This is a genomic window from Paenibacillus sp. FW104-T2, from assembly GCF_058789975.1.
This window is the reverse complement of record NZ_JBYTCE010000003.1, coordinates 1-19711: the sequence shown is the minus strand read 5'-3', so window position 1 is coordinate 19711 and position 19711 is coordinate 1. Positions and strand designations below refer to the sequence as shown.

Genomic DNA, 19711 nt, shown 5'->3' with positions numbered 1-19711 from the left:
CAAAATACTCTTTTATCATATATCTATGGGTAAACTGACGTAAAGTATTATAACATTATTTTGTTTAAGACATGCTTCGTTTTGTAAAATCTTGTGTCGTATACACGTTGAGGTCATAGGCATACTTCCGAAAGCATGCAGCGAGATAAAATGGAAAAGAGCTGCAGCATACGGAGAATACCGATCTGCAACCCTTCAACATGTTAAATTGTGAGGATCATCCTATGAAAACCGGAAAAGCGCTGCTTAATTCACTTCACCATGTTTTTACCAAACTCGGCAAGTAACCGATAAGACGCAAGTCTTCGCTCGTAATCAGGGCCGGCTGTAACCACTAGAAACTGATTCGTCCCCAGTCGTTTGCTTACCTGCCCGAATTGTTCCCAGATCTGCGGCGCTGTCCCTGCAAAATGTTTCCGTGCTTCGTCCGCACCCTCGCCCTTCTCAATGTTGATCTGACCACCCGTACTAGAGTTAGATTCCTTCTCGGCAGCGTGCAGGGCTGGCGCATCTTGTCCACTCTGCCTGCGCCTATCTGCCATTTCACGGCTCCAGTCCCGAGCTTCCTCCTCTGTCTCTGCACACATTGCACTGACCGCAACCATCACTTGCGGTTCGTTCATCGTTTTACTTGGGGTAAACCCATCCCGATACCGCTTCACTGCTTCCATACCATCGGCATCACTCATAAACTGACCAAATACATACCCCATGCCATACCGTGCGGCAAACTCGGCACTCTTGACGTTGGTACCCAGCATCCACAGGGATACGGGAAGTTCAGGGATCGGACGTGCCGTTACCCGATGCTCCTCATAACTGTACCGATCCTCTAGCAATTCAGTGAGTGCCGCAAGTGATTCAGGCAATTTGGACACATGCTGCAAATAATTGCCGCTCAGCGCCATGGTAGCATGCGGCCCACCTCCAGGCGCGCGTCCCAGTCCCAGCTCAATTCTGCCTGGGTAAAGTGCAGCCAGCAGCCGAAACGACTCGGCCACCTTCAGCGGACTGTAATGCGGCAGCAGCACCGCACCCGATCCCAGCTGAATTGTTGCTGTCCTCGCACCAATATGCGAGAGAAGAACTTCAGGCGATGCGGATGCAAGTTCCTCCATATCATGATGCTCGGATGTCCAGTACCGGGTATATCCCCAGACTTCGGCATGTTGAGCCAAGGATACGGCCTGCTGCAAAGCCTCTTCCGCTGCAGCTCCATTCAACCTTGGCACAAGGTCGAGCACGCCCAGACTGAACGGCTCACTTGAGCCTGTGCCGATGTTTGTATCCAAGCTTCTCACTCCTTATTCTAGTCCAGATCGTAGATGGAACCTACCTTCAGACCATACAATTCATTGTATATTTTCTCGGCAAACGCATCCGTCATGCCTGCAATATAATCAATCACCATGTGCTCCCATGTCCAGATCGGATGAGCCTTCGCCTGATCCTTCTCATATCGCTGCAGCCAGTCGGATGGAATAATGGATTTGGACGTTTCCGGATCAAGGAACGCATCCCACAGGCGCTTAATCATCCATTCACTGCGTTTTTGCAGACGCTGCACGCGCAGATCACGAATCATGGTCACCCAGGCAAAGCTCTTGAGCACACTCACCGTGCGCAGCATATCAAGATCCTCTGCATCTTCACGGACAAACGTCACCTTCTTCCAATCCCCGTCGTCAATTACGCCCAGGCTGCCCACAAAGAGGCTTACCCAGTATGCCTTGACCTCGCGGCGGGTACGGGAGTAATCATGCTCGCAGAACGGCATCTTCTCATTCCAGACACGCAGGAACGAAGCGAGCACTTCTTCTACCTTTTGCCCTATCGCCTCTCTCGTCCAACCATTCCAGAACAGATCCTCGAGTGTAGTAATCTTATCCACAATCAGGCGATGAATGTGCGGATCCTGCAGGAAATGCTCATGCACTTCGATCTTGCCCGCCTTAATGCCATCCTCCAGATCGTGTGCAGAGTACGCAATATCGTCACAAAGGTCCATGAGCTGTGCTTCCAGCGTCTTCTTGCCTGCCGGCATGTTCCAACGATTACGAATCTCATGGATATATTGCCACTCATGATGATACATGCCCTTCTTGCTCTCCGTACCTGGGTATGGATATTTGTTGATTCCAAGCAGCACCGCATCGGACAGATTCAATCCATCGATGTCCTCTCGTTTCTCCAGGAACATGATGAGACGGAAGTTATGTGCATTGCCTTCAAAATGCTCATATTTCCGCTTCAGCTCTGCACGAACCTCTGCCTCCTGTTGGGGTGACTTCGCTCCGCGGCTCTTCTTCATAATCTTCTTGACCTCGGTGTTGATCAGGTCATCCAATATGCCGTCCAGTACTTCTTCCCCTTTATGTCCAAACGGCGGATGTCCGAAATCATGTGCGATTGCGGCACATTCCACCACTTCCGAATCAATAATAAGCCCCGGGCTGTCCGCCTGACTCCAGTCCACTTGGGGGTAACGACGAAGCAGGCTTCTTGCCGCCTCTCGCGCAATCTGCGCAACCTCAAGGGAGTGGGTTAACCGTGTGCGATAATAGTCGCCTGTTCCAGCCCCAAACACCTGGGATTTACCCTGCAACCGGCGGAAGGTCGGTGAATGAATCAGTCTGGAATAGTCCCGCTCATACGCTGCACGAGCTCCATCCAGTTTGGTAAGTTCAGGATATTGTCTATGTTCTCTCAAATCGTTCCATTGCATGTGATCACTCCTAGCCGACTGTCTCTATTTTGAGTGATTATACACAACATCCGTCGTTTCGAAAAGCAAAACCTGTCTGTGATTGTCATCTCTTCTCACATCAACTTGTGATGTACAGTCTTCTTCTTTTATTATACCCCGACAGACTATCATCCGTGCACCTAAATGAATAATGATATACATCAAAATACATCGAAATACATCAATATATGAAACCATTCAGAGTATTGCAGAGATCATTCCGATAATTCAAAAAAAGATAGGATGAAAAGTACTGATGAGCATCGGTAGCCGTTCCGGTTACGGATCGTTCTTCCGATCGCTGTCGTCTCCAGGTTTTCTGAATTTCCCTTGGCAAGGGGAAAACCCGGAGACAAACGCGACCGCTTCGCTTCTTCTGAATCGATTCCGTCCCCTCCACTACTTCGCTGCTGATCGCTATGATTTCAATAAAAAATAGTAATTTCGTAGAATCTAAAGTAATTAGGAAGTTACATGAGACATACTCATTCTCAATTCAAGCGCGGCCTTTCATGATCCTCTGTCTCGTATTTTGTTCCTTGGAGGGGAGAAAATAAAAAACCGACAGGGACGGAATCGCCCTGTCGGGTGGAGATGGTCAGGCGCTGCGCTTGCTGGCCTATTACTTATAGAGAGTGCTGATAGCGTGAAACTACACGCTACTTAAAAACTCAGCTCGGTAATGCGATTACACCATCACTTTGCAGATGTCGTTGGTGAACTCTACCGGATCTTGGATTGGCAACCCCTCGATCAGCAATGCCTGGTGGTACAGCAGGCTAGTGTACAGGCTCAATTTTTCCTTATCCTGTGCGTAAGCATCTTTCAGGGATTTGAAGACATCATGGTTGACGTTGATCTCCAGCACCTTATCCGCCTGTACATTCTCGCTGTTCGGCATGGCTTTCAGGATTTTCTCCATCTCGATGGTCAGTTCACCTTCGGTGGACAAACATACCGGATGGCTTCTGAGGCGTTTGGAAGCTTTGACCGCTTTTACTTTGCCTGCCAGCTGTGCTTGCATCGCTTCGAACAACTCTTTGTTGTCGTTATCTTCTGCTTCGTTTTTCTCTTTATCCTCGCTGTCTTCGATACCCAGGTCACCGCTGGAGATGGATTTGAACTCTTTCTCCTTGTAGTTCATGATCATTTTGATCGCGAATTCATCGATGTCCTCAGTGAAGTACAGCACTTCATATCCTTTATCCAGTACACCCTCGATCTGAGGCAGCTTCTCAATCCGCTCAATGGACTCACCCGATGCGTAGTAGATATACTTCTGGTCTTCCGGCATTCTGGAAACGTACTCGTCCAGGCTGACCAGCTTTTTCTCTTTGGAAGAAGAGAACAGCAGCAGATCCTGCAGTGTATCCTTGTTCACGCCATAGTCGCTGTATACGCCATATTTCAACTGACGCCCAAACGCTTGATAGAACTTCTCATAGCTCTCGCGATCGTCCTTCAGCAGGCTTTGCAGTTGGCTCTTGATTTTGTTTTTGATATTTTTCGCGATCAGGCTCAGCTGACGGTCATGCTGCAGCATTTCACGGGAGATGTTCAGGGACAGGTCCTCCGAATCAACCATACCTTTGACAAAACCGAAGTAGTCTGGCAGCAGATCGCCGCATTTATCCATGATCAGGACACCGTTGGAGTACAACTCCAGGCCTTTTTCGTACTCTTTGGTATAGTAATCAAACGGCGTGTTCTCCGGAATAAACAGAATTGCATTGTATACTACGGCACCGTCCGCGCTGATGTGCAGGTGTTTAAGCGGTTTGTCAAAACCGTACCGTTTTTCCATATAGAAGTTGTTGTAATCTTCTTCGGTCAGCTCGCTTTTGTTTTTGCGCCAGATCGGCACCATGCTGTTCACGGTTTGCTCTTCTTTATACTCCTCAAACTCGTTCTCCGTACCTTCCTTCGGACGCTGACTTGTCACATCCATCTTGATCGGGTAACGAATGAAATCTGAATATTTCTTGATGATGGATCTCAGGCGATACTCTTCCAGAAACTCATCATACGAATCTTCTTCCGTATTGGGTTTAATCGTCAGGACGATTTCCGTACCCACAGAATCTTTCTCAGCTGGAGTGATCGTGTATCCATCCGCACCTTCAGACTCCCATCTCCAGGCTTCGTTGCTGCCCAGCGTTTTACTCGTCACGGTCAGCTTGTCCGCCACCATGAACGCGGAGTAGAAACCAACCCCGAACTGTCCGATGATGTTATGGCCGTCTTTGGCTTCGTTTTCCTTTTTGAACGCCAGCGAGCCGCTCTTCGCGATAACCCCGAGATTGTTCTCCAGCTCTTCCTGGCTCATCCCGATTCCGGTATCAGTCAACGTGAGCGTACGGTTCTCTTTGTCGATGGTCAGCTTGATGTAGTAATCCTCTTTGTTGAAGACGAGCGTATCGTCGGTAAGGGCTTTGTAATATATTTTGTCAATGGCGTCACTGGAGTTGGAGATCAATTCTCTCAAAAAGATTTCTCTTTGGGTATAGATGGAGTTGATCATCATATCCAGCAAACGTTTGGATTCTGCCTGGAACTGTTTCTTGGCCATGAATGGGTGTTCTCCTTTCAATTTGGGATATAGAATGATTGATTTGAATATAGAAGCAAAATCGAATTTACATCTAATACGTGACTTAACTAGAAACAACTCGACTACTCTTATCCCCGGATTATACTGATCCACCTTAATGGCTCATCTTGAAATAAAAGCATGGCATTGTGCGTACAGCTGTTCCGGTTACGAATCGTTCTTCCGATCGCTGTTATCCCCAGATTTTTTGATCCATTATCTTAAATGGAAAATCCGGTGATAAAGGCGAGCGCTTCGCTTCTTCAGAATCGATTTCGTCCCCTCCACTACCTTCGCATCGTATCAAGAGCCAGATTAAAGTTGAAGCTTGTAGTTCAGCAAGATCTGCAGGTCAACAAAGAACTTTTCGAGATCTAGTCTAGCCCTTCACTCTCATGCCCTATCCGAGTTCACCTTAAGAATATTCAAAAACACAATCATTCCATATGTAGTCGCTGTAGTATAAAGCATCATTTGTTAGCACTCAGATGATCGGAGTGCTAAACCCTTTCTTTTATATAACATATGGCAAAATTGGGTGTCAATACGCCGGGCGTTATTTTAACAAAATGGTGGATTAACACTTCGTTTATACACGCATATTTGATTTTAACGTAATCCATCAGACAATACAAAAGCCAGCTCGAATCCATGTTCGAACTGGCTTTTTCGCGGATTGGTATAGCTGAAATAGTCAGCTTCGCTAATAAGCTGATAAAAAAGTAGGTCAATGAAGGAATGGAACGCATTCCTTCATCTACTTCACCATCTTTGGATCAAGGGTGTCACGCAACCCATCCCCGAGCAGGTTGAAGCCGAGTACCGTCAGCATGATGGAAAGGCCGGGAAAGATAAGCGTCCACGGCGCTTTTTGCAAAAACTGACGGGAATCCGAGAGCATTTTACCCCATTCCGGGTCAGGCGGTTGTGCACCCATGCCGAGGAACCCCAGTGCGGCCGCCTCAATAATGGCTGTCCCGATGCCCAGTGTTCCCTGAACAATCAGCGGGGTAAGACTGTTCGGCAAAATATGGCGAAACAGAATACGCATATTATTTGCGCCCAGTGTGCGGGCAGATGTAATGAATTCCTCCTGTCTCAAGCTAAGTACACGCGAACGCACCAATCGTCCGTAGGTCGGAATATTGACGATGGCAATGGCGAGCAAGGCGTTTTGCAGGGAGGGACCGAGGATTGCCACAATGGCAATCGCGAGCAGGATACCCGGAAAGGCCAGCAGAATATCGAATAGACGTGAGATAAGCATATCTGCCCATTTTCCATAAAACCCGGCAACCAGTCCAAGCAATGCTCCCGCAATAATGGAACCGATCACCGAGAAGAAGCCCACCCACAAGGAGATACGCGCACCATGAAGCACTCGGGAAAATACGTCACGCCCCAGATCGTCGGTACCAAACCAATGCTCTGCCGAAGGGGCCTGAAGCCGGTCCGTCAGCACTTGTTCCTTGTAATCGTAAGGAGAAATGTATGGAGCAAGGAAAGCCAGCAGGATGAAAAACACAATAATGATCAGTCCGGCGAGCGCCAGCCGATTGCGGCGAAATGTTCTCCAGGCTTCCCGCCATGGACCGGATGCACGTGTCGATGCTGCTTCTATGGATTGTCCGGTGTTGGTTGATAATTTGGCCATGCGGCGTCTCCCTTCTTTAGCTATGAATGAAAGATAAGAAGAATGATTCCAATAACACTTCGCACTACGATTGCTGAACCATCTTCCGATCGCTGTTATCCCCAGATTTTTTTTGATTCAATGATTATAAATGGAAAATCCGATGATAAAGGCGAACGCTTCGCTTTTACAGATTGGTTCTGCACTCTTCGTATCGTGTAATTTCTGATATCTATCTTATTTAAATGTTCATTCATCAAAACAAATGATGGAGCTCCTACTTATAGCTAATCCGCGGATCAAACACAGCGTAAAGCAAGTCGACAATCAGGTTGATTAATACGAAAAAGAAGGCCACGATCAGAATACCACTCTGGATCACCGGATAATCCCGCGAACTAATCGCTTCATATATATAGCGCCCCACACCAGGCCAAGCGAAGATCGTTTCGGTCAATACTGCGCCGCCGAGCAAAGAGCCGGTTTGGATCCCAATAACGGTCAGGACGGGGATAAAGGCATTTTTGAGTGCATGTCCATATACGACAAAAAACGGACCGAGTCCCTTCGCCTTTGCGGTGCGGATATAATCCGAACTCATGACCTCAAGCATGCTGGAGCGAGTCATCCGTGCAATAACAGCCATCGGAATGGTTCCAAGCGCAACACTTGGCAGGATAAGATGTTTGGTTACGGTCCACAGCTGGTCCCAACGGCCGGCAATCATCGTATCCAGCACATAGAGACCGGTGATGGCATCGACGGGATCACGTGCGTTCATTCGTCCAATGGAGGGCAGCCAGTGCAGCTTGTTGGCAAACAGCCACTGTTCCATCAGACCGAGCCAGAAGATTGGCATTGATACACCAACGAGCGCAATAACCATGCAGCAGTAGTCGAACCAGGAGTTATGCTTCCATGCACTGACGATCCCTGCATTAACACCAATAATGACGGCAAATAACATACTCGCCATCGTCAGTTCGAGCGTCGCTGTCAGGTAAGGTACGATTTCCTGGGCAATAGGCACCTTGGTGCGGATGGATGTGCCCAAGTCTCCTTGGAGCAAATCACCAAGATAAGCGAAGTACTGCTGGAACCATGGTTTATCAAGTCCGAGCTGGTCCCGAAGGGCTTGCTTGGACTGTTCGGTTGCCTTTTGCCCAAGTATCGTCTCTGCCGGGTCACCCGGGATGGCATGAATAATGGAAAAGACGATCAGGGTCATGCCGAGCAGTACGGGCAGCAGCACGAGTATGCGTTTGACAATATAGCTGTTCAATCTCTATTCACCTGCCTTTGACGTATCATGCAACATGCAATTATAAAAGCGCTGGTAGACAAGAATGCTTTAGATTGTTATGACCAGATGTGGATTCTGCCAAGCATTGCGTGTTCACCAGCGCCTTGAAAGATGAAACGAAAAATGATGATGATTTTAGATCACATAAATCCGTTATTCAAAATAAGCATTTGCATAGGATTCGCTGCCCAGTGGAGACGGCACAAAACCTTTCAGGTTTGCTTTACCCGCCAGAATAGGTGTCGTGTGCACAAGTGGAATCCACGGTGCATCTTCCTTGATAATCACTTGAGCCTGTTTGTACAGCTCGGCGCGTTTGTCCTGATCCGTCTCTTTCTGCGCATCGGTCAGCAGCACATGCAGCTCTTCGTTTACATAAAAGCTGCGGTTGTTGCCCGGAATTGCGTCTTTATCCAGCAGCGTGTACAGGAAGTTATCCGGGTCGCCGTTATCTCCGGTCCAGCCGAGCATGTAGATGTCGTCCTTCTCTCCGGCTTTTGCATCATCAAGATAAGTCGCCCACTCCGGCGATTCGATGTTGACGGTCACTCCAATTTTCTCGAAATCAGCCTGAATGGCTTCGGCCACCTTCTTGCCGTCAGGCATGTAAGGACGGGACACCGGCATTGCATAGAACGTTACCGCGTCTGGCAATCCGTCTGGGAAGCCGGCTTCGGCCAGTAATGCTTTTGCTTTTTCCAGATCATACGGGTAATCCTCAATCGCGTCGTTGTATCCCCACAGAGTTGGTGGCATCGGGTTCACGGCAGGCTGAGCCTGTCCGGCAAAGAACGCATCGATAATGCCCTGTTTGTTCACCGCATGGTTGAGGGCTTGTCTTACTTTTACATCGTCAAAGGGTTTCTTCTTGAAGTTAAAGCCGATATACGCCACGTTGAACGGTGGACGCTCGATCTTCTGCAGCTCACTGTTGCCTTCGAGAATGGACAGATCATCCGGGTTCAAGTCCTCCATGACATCAATCTCACCATTTTGCAGGGCATTGAAGCGAGCCGTGTTGTCCGGAATCGAACGAACAATGACTTTGTTCAGCTTTGGTAAACCCTCTTTCCAGTAATTCGGATTTTTCTCCAGGGTGATGGAGTCGTTCCGCTTCCACTCTACGAATACAAATGGACCTGTGCCCACGGGCTCGCTTTTGAAATTCTCTTTTTTCTCCTGAATGGCTGTTGGACTGGCAATACCGAATGGGGTCATCGCGATATTTTGCAGGAAAGGCGCCTGCGGCTGGTTCAGTGTGAACTCTACCGTCGTCTCGTCAATCGCCTTCACTTCCTTGATGACACGGCCATCCTCTGGCCCAAACATGGAATCGTAATAATCGAAGGAATCCCCTTCAAATTTATATTCACTCGCCGGATCACTCCAACGGTTGAAGTTAAACACAACAGCATCGGCATTGAAATCTGTTCCATCATGGAACTTCACACCGGACTTCAGCTTAAACGTGTACTTCAGGCCATCCGCCGAAATCTCCCAACTCTCTGCCAGACCAGGAACGACCTCCGTCTCGCCTTCCTTGTAATCCAGCAAGGAGTCAAATACCTGGTGCCCAATCTTCAGCGACTCCCCGTCTGTTACAATTGCAGGGTCCAGTGCCACTGAATCCCCGCCGCGGCCCATAATCATCGTATCCTGAGCTGCCGTTTCTGTTGGGGGATCGGTACCTTCTGCCGGAGCAGGTGAATTACCTGTTTCTTCATTGCTGGAGCAGCCTGACAACACCAAGACGGTGCTCAAAGCCAGAGTCACAAAACCGGACATCCATTTCTTTCTCATTCGCATACGTACAACACCCTTCCCTGTCTCATAATGTGTGTAATGCTAGCGTGAAAAAACTTCAATGATAGCCATTGGTTCGGTGCTTGCTTGTATCAATGAAAGGCTTTAGGTGCCTGTGATACCTGTAAATATGGTCGTATTAGAATAGGATGGATTACTATTCGTTTTTTTTACGGATTTGCGTACCGAGCACGTATTATGCGAATCCACAAGGTTACCTTTTGAAGAAGCGTTCGTTCGGCTATGTTGAGCAACAATTGAACTTAGGTCAATTAGCAACAGCATTCTACTTTTTGGATGGAAGTGAGATTGAGTTAGAAGACAAAGAAAACAAAGAGAATGTTGTTAGAAGATGGTACAAGAACATTGTTTGTTTGGGATATATTTTGTTCATATGCTCATAAAGCTTGGCATTTGCCATTGAGTAGGTTGGGCAGCATCTAACGCTCCGTTAAAAGCTAAAATGGATGTAGTACGTCGTATTTTCTGATGAAGGTAGTTGTATGAAGCTGCGTGTATGAGTGTATATGTTCGAAAATGCAGGGATTGGACAACAGGGAGACATTACAATAACTTGTCATGTTAAGGCTCTGTCATGGTGAGGAGATTTATGTAAATAAACAGTGGTTAAAAACAATTTCGTGTAACTTACTTTACATCACATTCATCAATTAGACAAGAGTTTTACGGACATAAGTCTTCGACTTTATTCACGCGTTAATTTTAATTACATAAAACACAAAAAAGGAACATCATTCGACATAAAAATGCCGATGTGTCCCCTCTTAATCCCGCTCTGGTAACTTCCAATATAGCTTTATTATGTCGTTGTTACCTCACTTTTTAAACAAACCTCTGCGATACATGACCGTTATAAAACGGTAAAAATCATAACTCGCCCCATTATCGATGCTGAACAGCGGATTTTTGGTGTCATACGCCAGAGCCGCATCCACGGCTGCTTTGGCCCACACCGGAACTTCCATCTGCTGACGTGCCTGCAGTTTGTCTACTTGCGCCTTCAGCGCATCAAACGTTGCTTTCTCTTCGGCTGTCATCGGTTCGCCCCCTTTCGGTGGTTCGGTCGGTTTCGTTGGCTCGGATGGTTCAGGCGGCTTCGGCGTGGCTGCTGCATATCTGGCCCGCAGCTCCGCTGCCGATCCTTCGAACTCATTCATGTCCACGTTGCCGCTAATTCCATTCACTTTGCCCGAATCCGTATACTGCCAGAATGTCCAACTTTTCCAGGCAGGCTGATCATCCGGCACACGTGTGCTGCTGTACCTCGCAACCCACAGATCATACGTGCCAAGTGAAGGTTCAAAATTACTGGCAAATGAATTGCCCGTATATATGATTGGTTTTACGCCCGTAAGACGCTGCAGTTCAGTTAAAAAGGCTTTGGCTACCGTGTTGATCTGGGCTTTGCTCAGATTACCCGGGTTGTTCTCGTAGTCCATGACCGGTGGCAGCTGCAGCGCTTTCGCGCCTCCGACCTTGTTTAGCGTATTGGCATAATGCGCCGCTTCGGCCTTGGCCCCGTCCGTGGAGGTTGCGCGGAAGAAGTGATACGTTCCGACAAGCATGCCTACCGCCAGTGCGCCGCTTACATTTTTCTGAAAGTTCGGATCGGTATACGTCTGCCCCTCGGTTGCCTTGATGAACACAAACGTCATGCCGCTTGCCTTCACTTTGGCCCAGTCGATATTGCCCTGGTAGCGGGAGACGTCAATGCCCTGCGTGTTGCCCGAGCTTCTCGTTTGCATGTTTCTCACACCCTTTATGCGGCAATTGCCGTTTGTATATATTTAATGCTAAGAGGCTTGGGATTGCTTGTGTGCGTGTCCCTTGTTGATGGTAAGGTAATTTTCGGATTGCTCGAGGTTATGTCGTTGTCGCTATTGAATTAAAGTTAGTTAGTGCCTAAGTCAGCCTACATCGTATTCTATGTTGGTGCTATATAAACTTCTATTGGTAGTAAATTCGTTATCTATTACACACTAAGGAAACCATACCGGGTCGGTACGTGACCGTTCCAGATCCGGATCGTTCTTCCGATCGCTGTTGTCTCCAAATTTTTATGATTCATTATTTAAAAGGGTAACATTCAGAGACAAAGGCGACCGCTACCGCTTCTTCAGAATCGATTCCGTCTCTTTCACTACTTGTAGCTAATGGCACATACCAAATACTTTTGACTCAGTAGCGCTCTGCCTATTGCCACAGGGCACATTGGAATGAATGCTGAGTCCTTACTTCGTGTCATCCCTGATCTGTTGATCCACATCCTTAGGATCTGATGGTGCAATAGATTCTCTGGAATGAGGAGTGTAGCTGCCGGGAATCCCCCCGTCCCCTCCCTTGCCCTTGAGCACTTCAATGGCCTGCCGGATCGCAGGCGGAATCGGTGCTCCCAGTTTGCCCCCATTTTCAATAATAGATAACAGCTCATTCGCGATATAAAAAAAGGCGACCGCATCCCTGAACAAATGTCCGTCTCCCAGAACACCGTCCACCAGATGAGCCACCGATACCATTGCAAATATAAATACCTTTCGCGCGATGCCGAACATCCCGACATTGCTTTCGAGCTTGCCACTCGCCCCCGCAGCTGCGATACCCGTTAGATAGTCGAGGATGACGAATACGAGTAGTACCCCGAGCACGCCTGACCAACCGCCGAAGAAGTAGGTTGCTGAGCTGCTTAGTAGAGCGATAAACGATTTCCATATGGTGTCCCATTTTTCCATGGTTTCACCTCCTTATACACGGTTTACGAGCTTTCGTTCATTTCATGACAACAAGTCAAATTTCCAATATGTTTGTCATATTGAAATTATCCTCGTAAGCTGAATTATTTCCCCCACTGAACCCGGAGTAACTTCCTGTTGTCCGACACTTTATACTTATAGTGTTTAAGTTGTCCGCTTTTGCAACATGTACCATCGCAATGATACTTGTGATAAAACATTAGATTAGTGCAATCACAATGAGTGTACGGTATAAACGGTATCTGCCCACAACGTCACACCTCTCTCTATTGGTCCCCTTTGATTATACAACGAGAGAAGGGTTACAGCATGTCCACTGTAACCCTCTGTATATATCTCGGTTGTATGTCATTCTGGCCTCACATCGACATGAATCTCATGTATGAAAAATTGCAAGTTATGTTGTTTGAACCACTCAAAGTGTTTATAACCGATTTTCCTAATTCCATAGGCCCATTAGTGTTGAAACTAGCTGGTTTGGGCGAAATTTCAGCAGGAGTCTCTGTGTATATATCATGGGTTGCTCCTTACATCGAAACTATTGTTGCTCTGCTAAAATCGTAGTTAACATTCGTACCTCCACTTCCAGCCAGAGTTACCGCTATCCTTATTTGCATAGGCGTTCCCTTGTTGAAACCGGATGGCATATTTGATGTGAAGCTATAGTAGGTCAGTGAACTATCTAACTTTTGCGACCTTGCAACTCCCGTTTTCAAGTCTATTTGTGCTGAGTGTAATTTGGATGTTTGCCTGTAACTACCTGAATTATCTGCGTAGTCAGCCAATGCCCACATTACACCATTTCCATCGACCAAAACTATCGCCACCCTTTTATTTGAACTTGCGTTAGTTGCGTAAAAAAGATCATTAGACGCTTGAATTGATATGATATCTGTTTCGGCGGGTATAGTTGCTATAACCGGGCCGTAAACACCAACCTCACCCGGAACCGTGAAGTATCCACGCGTATTATCAGGCACTGTTACCGATTGATAATATCCCTGCGGTATAGCCCGTATTTTATCGGGCAATACCGACCATCCGTCATTCGTGGATGCACTTCCTCCATTGGCGTTAATGGCATCCACTATGCCTTTTTTCGCATCAACGCCAGATTGAAAAAGCACATCATAATCTGTTTGTGTAGACATCCGAATTAAAGTGGGAACAAATTCAGAATCTTTCACAGTAGAGATCGGACCTGTATCAAACGTGTATACACCTGATTGTCCCAGTCTAAAAATAATACCTCGCGCACCTATATTAGAATGAGTTTGTTTAAAGTAATATTTATTGTTCGTTGGATGAATGTAACAATTATGGCCAATCAAGAAAAAACCTGAGGTCCCTGCTGAGATGCTACCCCATGAACTTACAGTAAGCGTTCCTGAGATATCACCACCCGTACGAAGCAAACTTGCATTCTTGGCATTCGTCTCGGCAGCCACCCTCGCATCCCTAACCGCCTTCTCCGTCGCCGCAACCGCCTCAGACGTACCATCCGTTTTGCTCGATAACTGCACCTTCCCTTTCTGCGTCAAAGACGCATCGGGAATATCCATCTTGCTCACCGCTTCACGAAGCGTATCCAAATCGGCCTGTGTCGCGACACCTGCATCTATCTTTTCAAAAATCCCATTAATACTCTCCCGGGTTACGTTCTCGTTCCCCAAGGGAAGAGGTAACTTCAGTCGATCCGTTTCTTGTGGCATTACGCCCACACCTCCAGTTCATTCCACGTCAGGGACGCGGCGTCCAGTTCATCCCAGGTCATCTGTTTGTTGTCCAGATCGTCCCAGATCAGATAGCGATACTCATATTCCACGGCCATGTGGGCCGGTTTCAGTTCATCAATCGCGCGTTTGAGATCATCGATATTGGGCGGGATGCCCATCGTGTCTACAAAGCTCACCGTAAAACTCCACGCCTCCGGTTGAAACGTCACATCCACCTTGCCTCCGGCATATGCCTCTGCCACATTCGCAACCAGCCTGCCGGAAAATGTCCCGGCACCGCGCAGCTTCGACTCCACCACGGCACGTCGTTGCTCCACGGGTTTGAGGCGATCCGTCTCAAGGCCAAGTTCCTGCTCCCAGATATCCAATCCCCACGTCGCCGTACGGACAAAAAACTGATCCAATGTTTCATCCAGTGCCTGATACAGCAGATCCATCTCGGTACCTTTGGACTGCATATCGGCCTGCATAACACGCGAAGTCTCATAATAGATTGGCAAATACGAGAACAGTTCTTTCCCCTTCGGGCTTGAGACTGTAGAAGCCACACCCCCCGGCAGACTATTCATGGACATCCACCGTCCCCAGTACCGCCACCTGACTCGCGGTCATCTCGATATTCTGGTCACTTACACCATTTACGGTCAGCTCCGAATAGTCGATAATCGGCGGAATGTCGAGCAAAATTGCTGCAATACGGGTGTAGCGCACAAGTGGATCGGCAAAAGCGAGCTGCTTCAGGTACGCGGTCACCCCGCGTTCGATTAATGCTCGGACATCCGCCAAGGTTGCATCACTCGCCAGCGTCAGCTTCACCTCAATGTTCATCGGCACTTCCTCGGCTGGCATGACTGACACCACCGGACCTGCCGGGGCAACGCCTTCACCTTGACCATCCTGCGTCGGGTCCACGTACTTCTGCACAGCCGCTACCAGATCGTCGCCTGCAGCACGTTTGTCCGTATCCAGCAGATATAACCCCACCGTGCCCGGCCCCTGCCATAACGGAATCACACGTGTTGCACCAACGCCCGGCACCTCACTGGCCCATTGCACATACTGTGCCTTGTTGCCGCTCGTCCCCTGGTTGCGGACTTTGGCATAAAAGCGTTCCAGCAGCGCCGTATCCGCCTCAATATCCGCACCTCCTTTGATAACGTCCGTGTTCACCACAGACGTCACACCACTTACCGGTGTAGACAGCACGGTCACAGTGCCAGTCGGCACATTACTTTCTTTTCCGGCAACGAGCGCCCGCACACCAACCATACCGAATCCATCTTCTCCAAGCTCTACGCTCCCAACGGTCTCGTATTCCAGCGAAGCTTCACCAGATACTTCATCCGCGAGCGTAGCCACAACTGTACCCGCTGGCACCGCTTTCCCCGGTGTACCCGTGAACCTCACCGTGCCTTGTGCCGCCACAGCGGCCCGCCGCGCAATACCATGCTCTCCTGCCCGCAGATCCAGCTCTTCCGAACGAAAATTCGGGTCACTGCTCGCAGCCGTACTGGCAAACCCTCGCCGAAGCAGCTCCTGTGCCCACAGCGCCGCCTCAGACAGCATAAATGCAACCGGAGCCTCCGCATCCCACAGAAACGATCCCTCCGACTTATCCAGATCCGCGGGCAGACGATCCAGCATGCGCTGCATAATCTGTTCCTCCGTCTGGTCCTCCAAATAACGCGGAATCTCAGCCATCCCGTCAGATCACCTCACTTTCCAGAATAAACATCTCTTCCTGTACACTCGCCACCCGGCACGAGAACATGCACTGCTCTAAGTTCCAATCGAACGTGAACTGGTCTACCGAATCCGTGCGTGGATCAGCCAGCAGCGTCTCCGTTACCATCCGAGTAATCTCACTTTCCATCACACCCCGGCTGTCACCCTGACCCACCAGCTCTTCCAGCTCCGAGCCATAGTTCCGGGAGTAAATTACATGTCTGTACCGCGGCGTCTTCACCGCCTTGATGCACCATTGAACCCAGGCTTCCTGCGGACCTGCCGCAGCCACTTTGCCACTTGGGGTCAGCACAAAATCCCCCGCATCGTAATCGAATCGCCAGCTCCGCCCAAAGCGTACCTCTTCCGAAGCCGCACCCGACAGGTCCTCTTCATCTCCCCAGACCACACCCGTTTCCGGGAACAAACTAGGCATTCGCACTCACCACCTTACACAGCACCACAATGTCGTTACCGCCATTTACCCGCATCGCCAGCACACGGTCCCCAGCCTTCAAGCCTTTCCCCAGAGACCACACCGCTTCTTCCACTTCCTCTTCTTGCAAAAGAAACCTTCCCGTGCTCGTCGTTCCGCCATTCGCCACGTCAGGTATCCCGGAGATCGCGCCAACAGCCTCGCGCTCCGGCAACCCAAGCGTGCCCGGCAGCTCGGCCACGAGATAGTCCTGCACTTCGTGCTTGAAATCATCCAGCTTCACGCCGAACGACGTCATTGTACCCAGCACCGCGCCCATACCGCTTACGGCCTGACGGGTATGCGTACTCATCGCGCCCCGCATGACCTCGGCAAAATGCCCATACGGATCTTCCTTATTCAAGGTAATACCTCCTTTTCACCAGCTCCGCCGTGCCCAGCTCCAGCGTCATCGTACCTGGCCCGACCGATAGGTCTCTACTGACGGACATGACGATCAGCTTCAGGCCTTTGAGCAGTACCGCATCGCCGGCGCGAATCGTGTTCACATCCGGCGCGGAGACGGTAAAGGTCTCCTGGATGCCTGTCAGACGGCTCTTCGCCAGTTTCTTGGCGGAGGTTGCCGTTTTGACCTGATCGTCCTCGATCAGCTTTTGCAAGGTGCCCAGTTCCTCCACACCATCCTGCTCAATCGCCAACACTTTCGATGGAACTTCCTTGCCGCTGCTGGATTCCGATGCAGCCATAACTTTAACTTTGGTGACTGCACCCTCAAGCGTACGCATCTGGGACAGATCGATCAGCCGATCCAGCTCGTACACCTTCGCATTGCTGCCCACCTTGAACAGCTGCAGTCCGCCAGGTGTCATCCGGGGATGATACATGTCTCCGCCAGACTTAGCCGTTTCCTTCAGATCCGCAAACATCATCGAAAAGATCGTCTGCGAACGATACACCGCTTTGCCCAGTTTTGTTTTGGTGTCTGGCAGTGTTCCATATGGAATTTTCCACTCTTTGGCGTACGTTTTGAGCCGCTGCGTGGCGGTTTGGTCTTTGGGCAGAAGGAACTCATCTTCCGATTTTTCCAGATAGATCATCCGGTCGTACACCGTGAGAGACAGCCGCTTGGTGCCGCTGTTGGAGCTTTCCACCTCCCAGATGACCGCAGGATGCAGCAGATGAACCATGGATTTTTCACCAAAAGGAACCCCGCTGATTCGCACCGCCATCCCCGGTGATATCGCAGGCAACCCGGAAGAAGCCGACACCGCCAGCCGGATGTTTGCCTGATACGCAATCTGGTCCAGCGAGTCCTTCAGCGTAATCGTCTCCACCAGCTTGGTGATGTCATATTTGTCGTCCACAATGACCTTGTAGGTCATGGCATCACCAGCTTTTGTCCGGGCTTGATCCGGTTCGGATCACTGCCAATGGTTTTCACATTGAGCTTGTAGATCTCGTTCCATTTGGAACTGCTGCCCAGCTCAAGCTTTGCAATTTTGGACAGCGAATCGCCGGATTTGACGGTGTAGGTTTTACTGCTTTTTTTCAGATCGGTACGAGAACCCGACTTGCTTCCTGATGTTGCCGCACCAACCTTCTCCACTTTGGAATCCCGCCAGGTGCGCAGCGTGATGTCAAAATAAATGTCCCCACTCTCGCCGCCCCGGAAGGTCGTATTGTGCGAGATGAGATACACCGGCACGTTCACTCCTGTGTTGGAAATGATGAAACGAAGTGGTTTTTTGGATACGAGAAACGTATTCAGGATATTCATCGCCACCCGCGGATCAGGTACAGGCTCGTACATGCAATAGGACGCGTCATATTCTTTTGGAAAAAAAGAAGAGAAAGTGATCTCCTTCACCTTCTCTCCCTGTGCAAAATCAAATTCGCCATACTCCAGCATATTGATCGTTTCGTACCCTTTGGACCTTGATATCGTGAGCTCTTCCGGCTTCACCGGGAATCGGAACGATGTCGTCCCGTCCTTCAGCGTGAATTCCATATGGATTCCTTCCACGTTGTCTTTAATTACACTCATAACAGGCCTCCTTTCTGCTTAGGCCATAATCGTTTTTCGGTTTTCCATGGCACGACGTAATTCTTTAACAAACTGATTACTAATTTGATTTGCTAGATCACTATAATCCAACTTATGATTATTATTGGATATTTGGATTGCGCCATTAGGTAAATTCACATTAATTTGCTTGGTCTTTTTTGTTGAAGAAGATAAAATATTATTTGCCCTACTTTTATCTAACCCTATGTTTTTTGTAGGCTTTATACTGCTAGTGTTAACCTTTTTTAAAGGCCACCAACTTTTAGGCCAAATACTGGTAAGAGCCTTACCGCCCCATTCTCCTAATTTCTCTCCCCACTTATCACCAAAGAATGCTCCAGTACCAGCAAGGATTGGGATAGCTGGTTGCGCACCTGGAATGATTCCACCCAAAGCACCCAATCCAGTTCCTAGAGCTATTGATCCTACTTTCGCTCCAATAATCTTACTTACTTCAATCATTTTTTCTTCTGGTGTAGAAGCATGTACAACCTTATTTATATTTCCTACAATATCAAGAAATTTAAAAGCGCCATTCCCTACCTTTCTCACACGTTTAGTCCATGGATGATCCCACATATCTTGCATTTTGTAGCTTAATCCGTAACCGAAATTTTTAAAAGTCTCCAGTATTTTTTGACCGCCCTCTTTACCTTTGTTAATCCAGTCAGAGACTTCAAAAAACTTTTTGATTTCTTCTTTAGAATTCTCATACCAATCTTTAATGCCAACACTCTTGTTGCCAAGCCAAGAGAATGTAGCATCCTTAACCGATACCCCCTTTTTCCACAGCCACTTTGCATTGTTGCCTATCCCGGAAAATGTAGCATCCTTAACCGATACCCCCTTCTTCCACAGCCACTTTGCATTGTTGCCTATCCCGGAGAATGTAGCATCCTTAAC

The 19711-nt window shown here is 48.7% G+C and carries 17 protein-coding genes; 1 reads left to right on the top strand and 16 read right to left on the bottom strand.

From position 1 onward, the window contains the following. Positions 1-251: 251 nt before the first annotated feature. Both AC3WQ3_RS04820 and AC3WQ3_RS04815 read right to left on the bottom strand, forming a co-directional pair. Positions 252-1292, bottom strand: coding sequence for an MsnO8 family LLM class oxidoreductase (locus AC3WQ3_RS04820; protein ID WP_492471588.1), 1041 nt, complete (start codon positions 1290-1292; stop codon positions 252-254). Positions 1293-1309: 17 nt separating this feature from the next. Then, entirely contained in the window at positions 1310-2725 is a 1416-nt protein-coding gene (locus AC3WQ3_RS04815; RefSeq protein ID WP_336781141.1) for a deoxyguanosinetriphosphate triphosphohydrolase family protein, read from the bottom strand. Positions 2726-3002: 277 nt separating this feature from the next. Here AC3WQ3_RS04815 and AC3WQ3_RS04810 point away from each other — a divergent pair, with 277 nt between their 5' ends. Beyond that, complete coding sequence (locus tag AC3WQ3_RS04810) at positions 3003-3185, top strand: hypothetical protein (protein ID WP_492471587.1); 183 nt, start codon at positions 3003-3005, stop codon at positions 3183-3185. 249 nt (positions 3186-3434) lie between these two features. Here the strand turns inward: AC3WQ3_RS04810 and htpG are convergent, their stop codons facing one another. The 14 genes from htpG to AC3WQ3_RS04740 form a co-directional block, all read right to left on the bottom strand. Beyond that, a complete protein-coding gene (gene htpG / locus AC3WQ3_RS04805) occupies positions 3435-5315 on the bottom strand; it encodes a molecular chaperone HtpG (RefSeq protein ID WP_430198435.1) in 1881 nt (626 codons plus the stop codon). 778 nt (positions 5316-6093) lie between these two features. Then, positions 6094-6990 carry a nickel transporter permease gene (nikC, locus tag AC3WQ3_RS04800; protein ID WP_492471586.1) on the bottom strand — a complete coding sequence of 299 codons (897 nt, stop codon included), beginning with the start codon at positions 6988-6990 and terminating at the stop codon, positions 6094-6096. Between the two features lie 256 nt (positions 6991-7246). Continuing rightward, positions 7247-8251 carry an ABC transporter permease gene (locus tag AC3WQ3_RS04795; RefSeq protein ID WP_095360724.1) on the bottom strand — a complete coding sequence of 335 codons (1005 nt, stop codon included), beginning with the start codon at positions 8249-8251 and terminating at the stop codon, positions 7247-7249. Between the two features lie 174 nt (positions 8252-8425). Beyond that, positions 8426-10072 carry an ABC transporter substrate-binding protein gene (locus tag AC3WQ3_RS04790; RefSeq protein ID WP_492471585.1) on the bottom strand — a complete coding sequence of 549 codons (1647 nt, stop codon included), beginning with the start codon at positions 10070-10072 and terminating at the stop codon, positions 8426-8428. A gap of 839 nt (positions 10073-10911) precedes the next feature. Then, positions 10912-11841 (bottom strand): glycoside hydrolase family 25 protein, encoded by a 930-nt coding sequence (locus tag AC3WQ3_RS04785; protein WP_492471584.1) that lies wholly within the window; start codon positions 11839-11841, stop codon positions 10912-10914. 486 nt (positions 11842-12327) lie between these two features. Then, entirely contained in the window at positions 12328-12825 is a 498-nt protein-coding gene (locus AC3WQ3_RS04780) for a phage holin family protein (RefSeq protein ID WP_127538108.1), read from the bottom strand. A gap of 548 nt (positions 12826-13373) precedes the next feature. Next, positions 13374-14558, bottom strand: coding sequence for a tail fiber protein (locus AC3WQ3_RS04775; RefSeq protein WP_492471583.1), 1185 nt, complete (start codon positions 14556-14558; stop codon positions 13374-13376). After that, positions 14558-15151 carry a YmfQ family protein gene (locus AC3WQ3_RS04770; protein WP_492471581.1) on the bottom strand — a complete coding sequence of 198 codons (594 nt, stop codon included), beginning with the start codon at positions 15149-15151 and terminating at the stop codon, positions 14558-14560. The genes AC3WQ3_RS04775 and AC3WQ3_RS04770 overlap by 1 nt, the downstream gene beginning before the upstream one ends. Beyond that, positions 15144-16283: a baseplate J/gp47 family protein gene (locus AC3WQ3_RS04765; protein ID WP_492471580.1), complete on the bottom strand. Its 1140-nt coding sequence runs from the start codon at positions 16281-16283 to the stop codon at positions 15144-15146. Before AC3WQ3_RS04765 ends, AC3WQ3_RS04770 begins: the two co-directional genes overlap by 8 nt. Positions 16284-16287: 4 nt before the next feature. Beyond that, positions 16288-16743, bottom strand: a complete 456-nt coding sequence (locus tag AC3WQ3_RS04760) for a DUF2634 domain-containing protein (RefSeq protein WP_221807191.1) — start codon at positions 16741-16743, stop codon at positions 16288-16290. Next, on the bottom strand, positions 16736-17146 hold the full coding sequence (locus AC3WQ3_RS04755) for a hypothetical protein (protein WP_492471579.1): 411 nt from the start codon (positions 17144-17146) through the stop codon (positions 16736-16738). The genes AC3WQ3_RS04760 and AC3WQ3_RS04755 overlap by 8 nt, the downstream gene beginning before the upstream one ends. After that, complete coding sequence (locus tag AC3WQ3_RS04750; RefSeq protein ID WP_492471577.1) at positions 17139-18125, bottom strand: XkdQ/YqbQ family protein; 987 nt, start codon at positions 18123-18125, stop codon at positions 17139-17141. The genes AC3WQ3_RS04755 and AC3WQ3_RS04750 overlap by 8 nt, the downstream gene beginning before the upstream one ends. Further along, complete coding sequence (locus AC3WQ3_RS04745; protein ID WP_183523015.1) at positions 18122-18751, bottom strand: LysM peptidoglycan-binding domain-containing protein; 630 nt, start codon at positions 18749-18751, stop codon at positions 18122-18124. The genes AC3WQ3_RS04750 and AC3WQ3_RS04745 overlap by 4 nt, the downstream gene beginning before the upstream one ends. A 54-nt stretch (positions 18752-18805) precedes the next feature. Then, the coding region (locus AC3WQ3_RS04740) for a hypothetical protein (protein WP_492471576.1) at positions 18806-19711 on the bottom strand (906 nt) is incomplete at its 5' end.

Excerpts from the sequence above, each read along its gene's own strand:
- AC3WQ3_RS04785 (WP_492471584.1), bottom strand. The coding sequence starts at position 11,841 with ATGCAAACGAGAAGCTCGGGCAACACGCAGGGCATTGACGTCTCCCGC.
- AC3WQ3_RS04810 (WP_492471587.1), top strand. The coding sequence starts at position 3,003 with ATGAGCATCGGTAGCCGTTCCGGTTACGGATCGTTCTTCCGATCGCTG.
- AC3WQ3_RS04750 (WP_492471577.1), bottom strand. The coding sequence starts at position 18,125 with ATGACCTACAAGGTCATTGTGGACGACAAATATGACATCACCAAGCTG.
- AC3WQ3_RS04780 (WP_127538108.1), bottom strand. The coding sequence starts at position 12,825 with ATGGAAAAATGGGACACCATATGGAAATCGTTTATCGCTCTACTAAGC.
- AC3WQ3_RS04815 (WP_336781141.1), bottom strand. The coding sequence starts at position 2,725 with ATGCAATGGAACGATTTGAGAGAACATAGACAATATCCTGAACTTACC.
- AC3WQ3_RS04775 (WP_492471583.1), bottom strand. The coding sequence starts at position 14,558 with ATGCCACAAGAAACGGATCGACTGAAGTTACCTCTTCCCTTGGGGAAC.
- nikC (WP_492471586.1), bottom strand. The coding sequence starts at position 6,990 with ATGGCCAAATTATCAACCAACACCGGACAATCCATAGAAGCAGCATCG.
- AC3WQ3_RS04790 (WP_492471585.1), bottom strand. The coding sequence starts at position 10,072 with ATGAGAAAGAAATGGATGTCCGGTTTTGTGACTCTGGCTTTGAGCACC.
- AC3WQ3_RS04770 (WP_492471581.1), bottom strand. The coding sequence starts at position 15,151 with ATGAATAGTCTGCCGGGGGGTGTGGCTTCTACAGTCTCAAGCCCGAAG.
- AC3WQ3_RS04745 (WP_183523015.1), bottom strand. The coding sequence starts at position 18,751 with ATGGAATTCACGCTGAAGGACGGGACGACATCGTTCCGATTCCCGGTG.
- AC3WQ3_RS04760 (WP_221807191.1), bottom strand. The coding sequence starts at position 16,743 with ATGCCTAGTTTGTTCCCGGAAACGGGTGTGGTCTGGGGAGATGAAGAG.
- htpG (WP_430198435.1), bottom strand. The coding sequence starts at position 5,315 with ATGGCCAAGAAACAGTTCCAGGCAGAATCCAAACGTTTGCTGGATATG.
- AC3WQ3_RS04765 (WP_492471580.1), bottom strand. The coding sequence starts at position 16,283 with ATGGCTGAGATTCCGCGTTATTTGGAGGACCAGACGGAGGAACAGATT.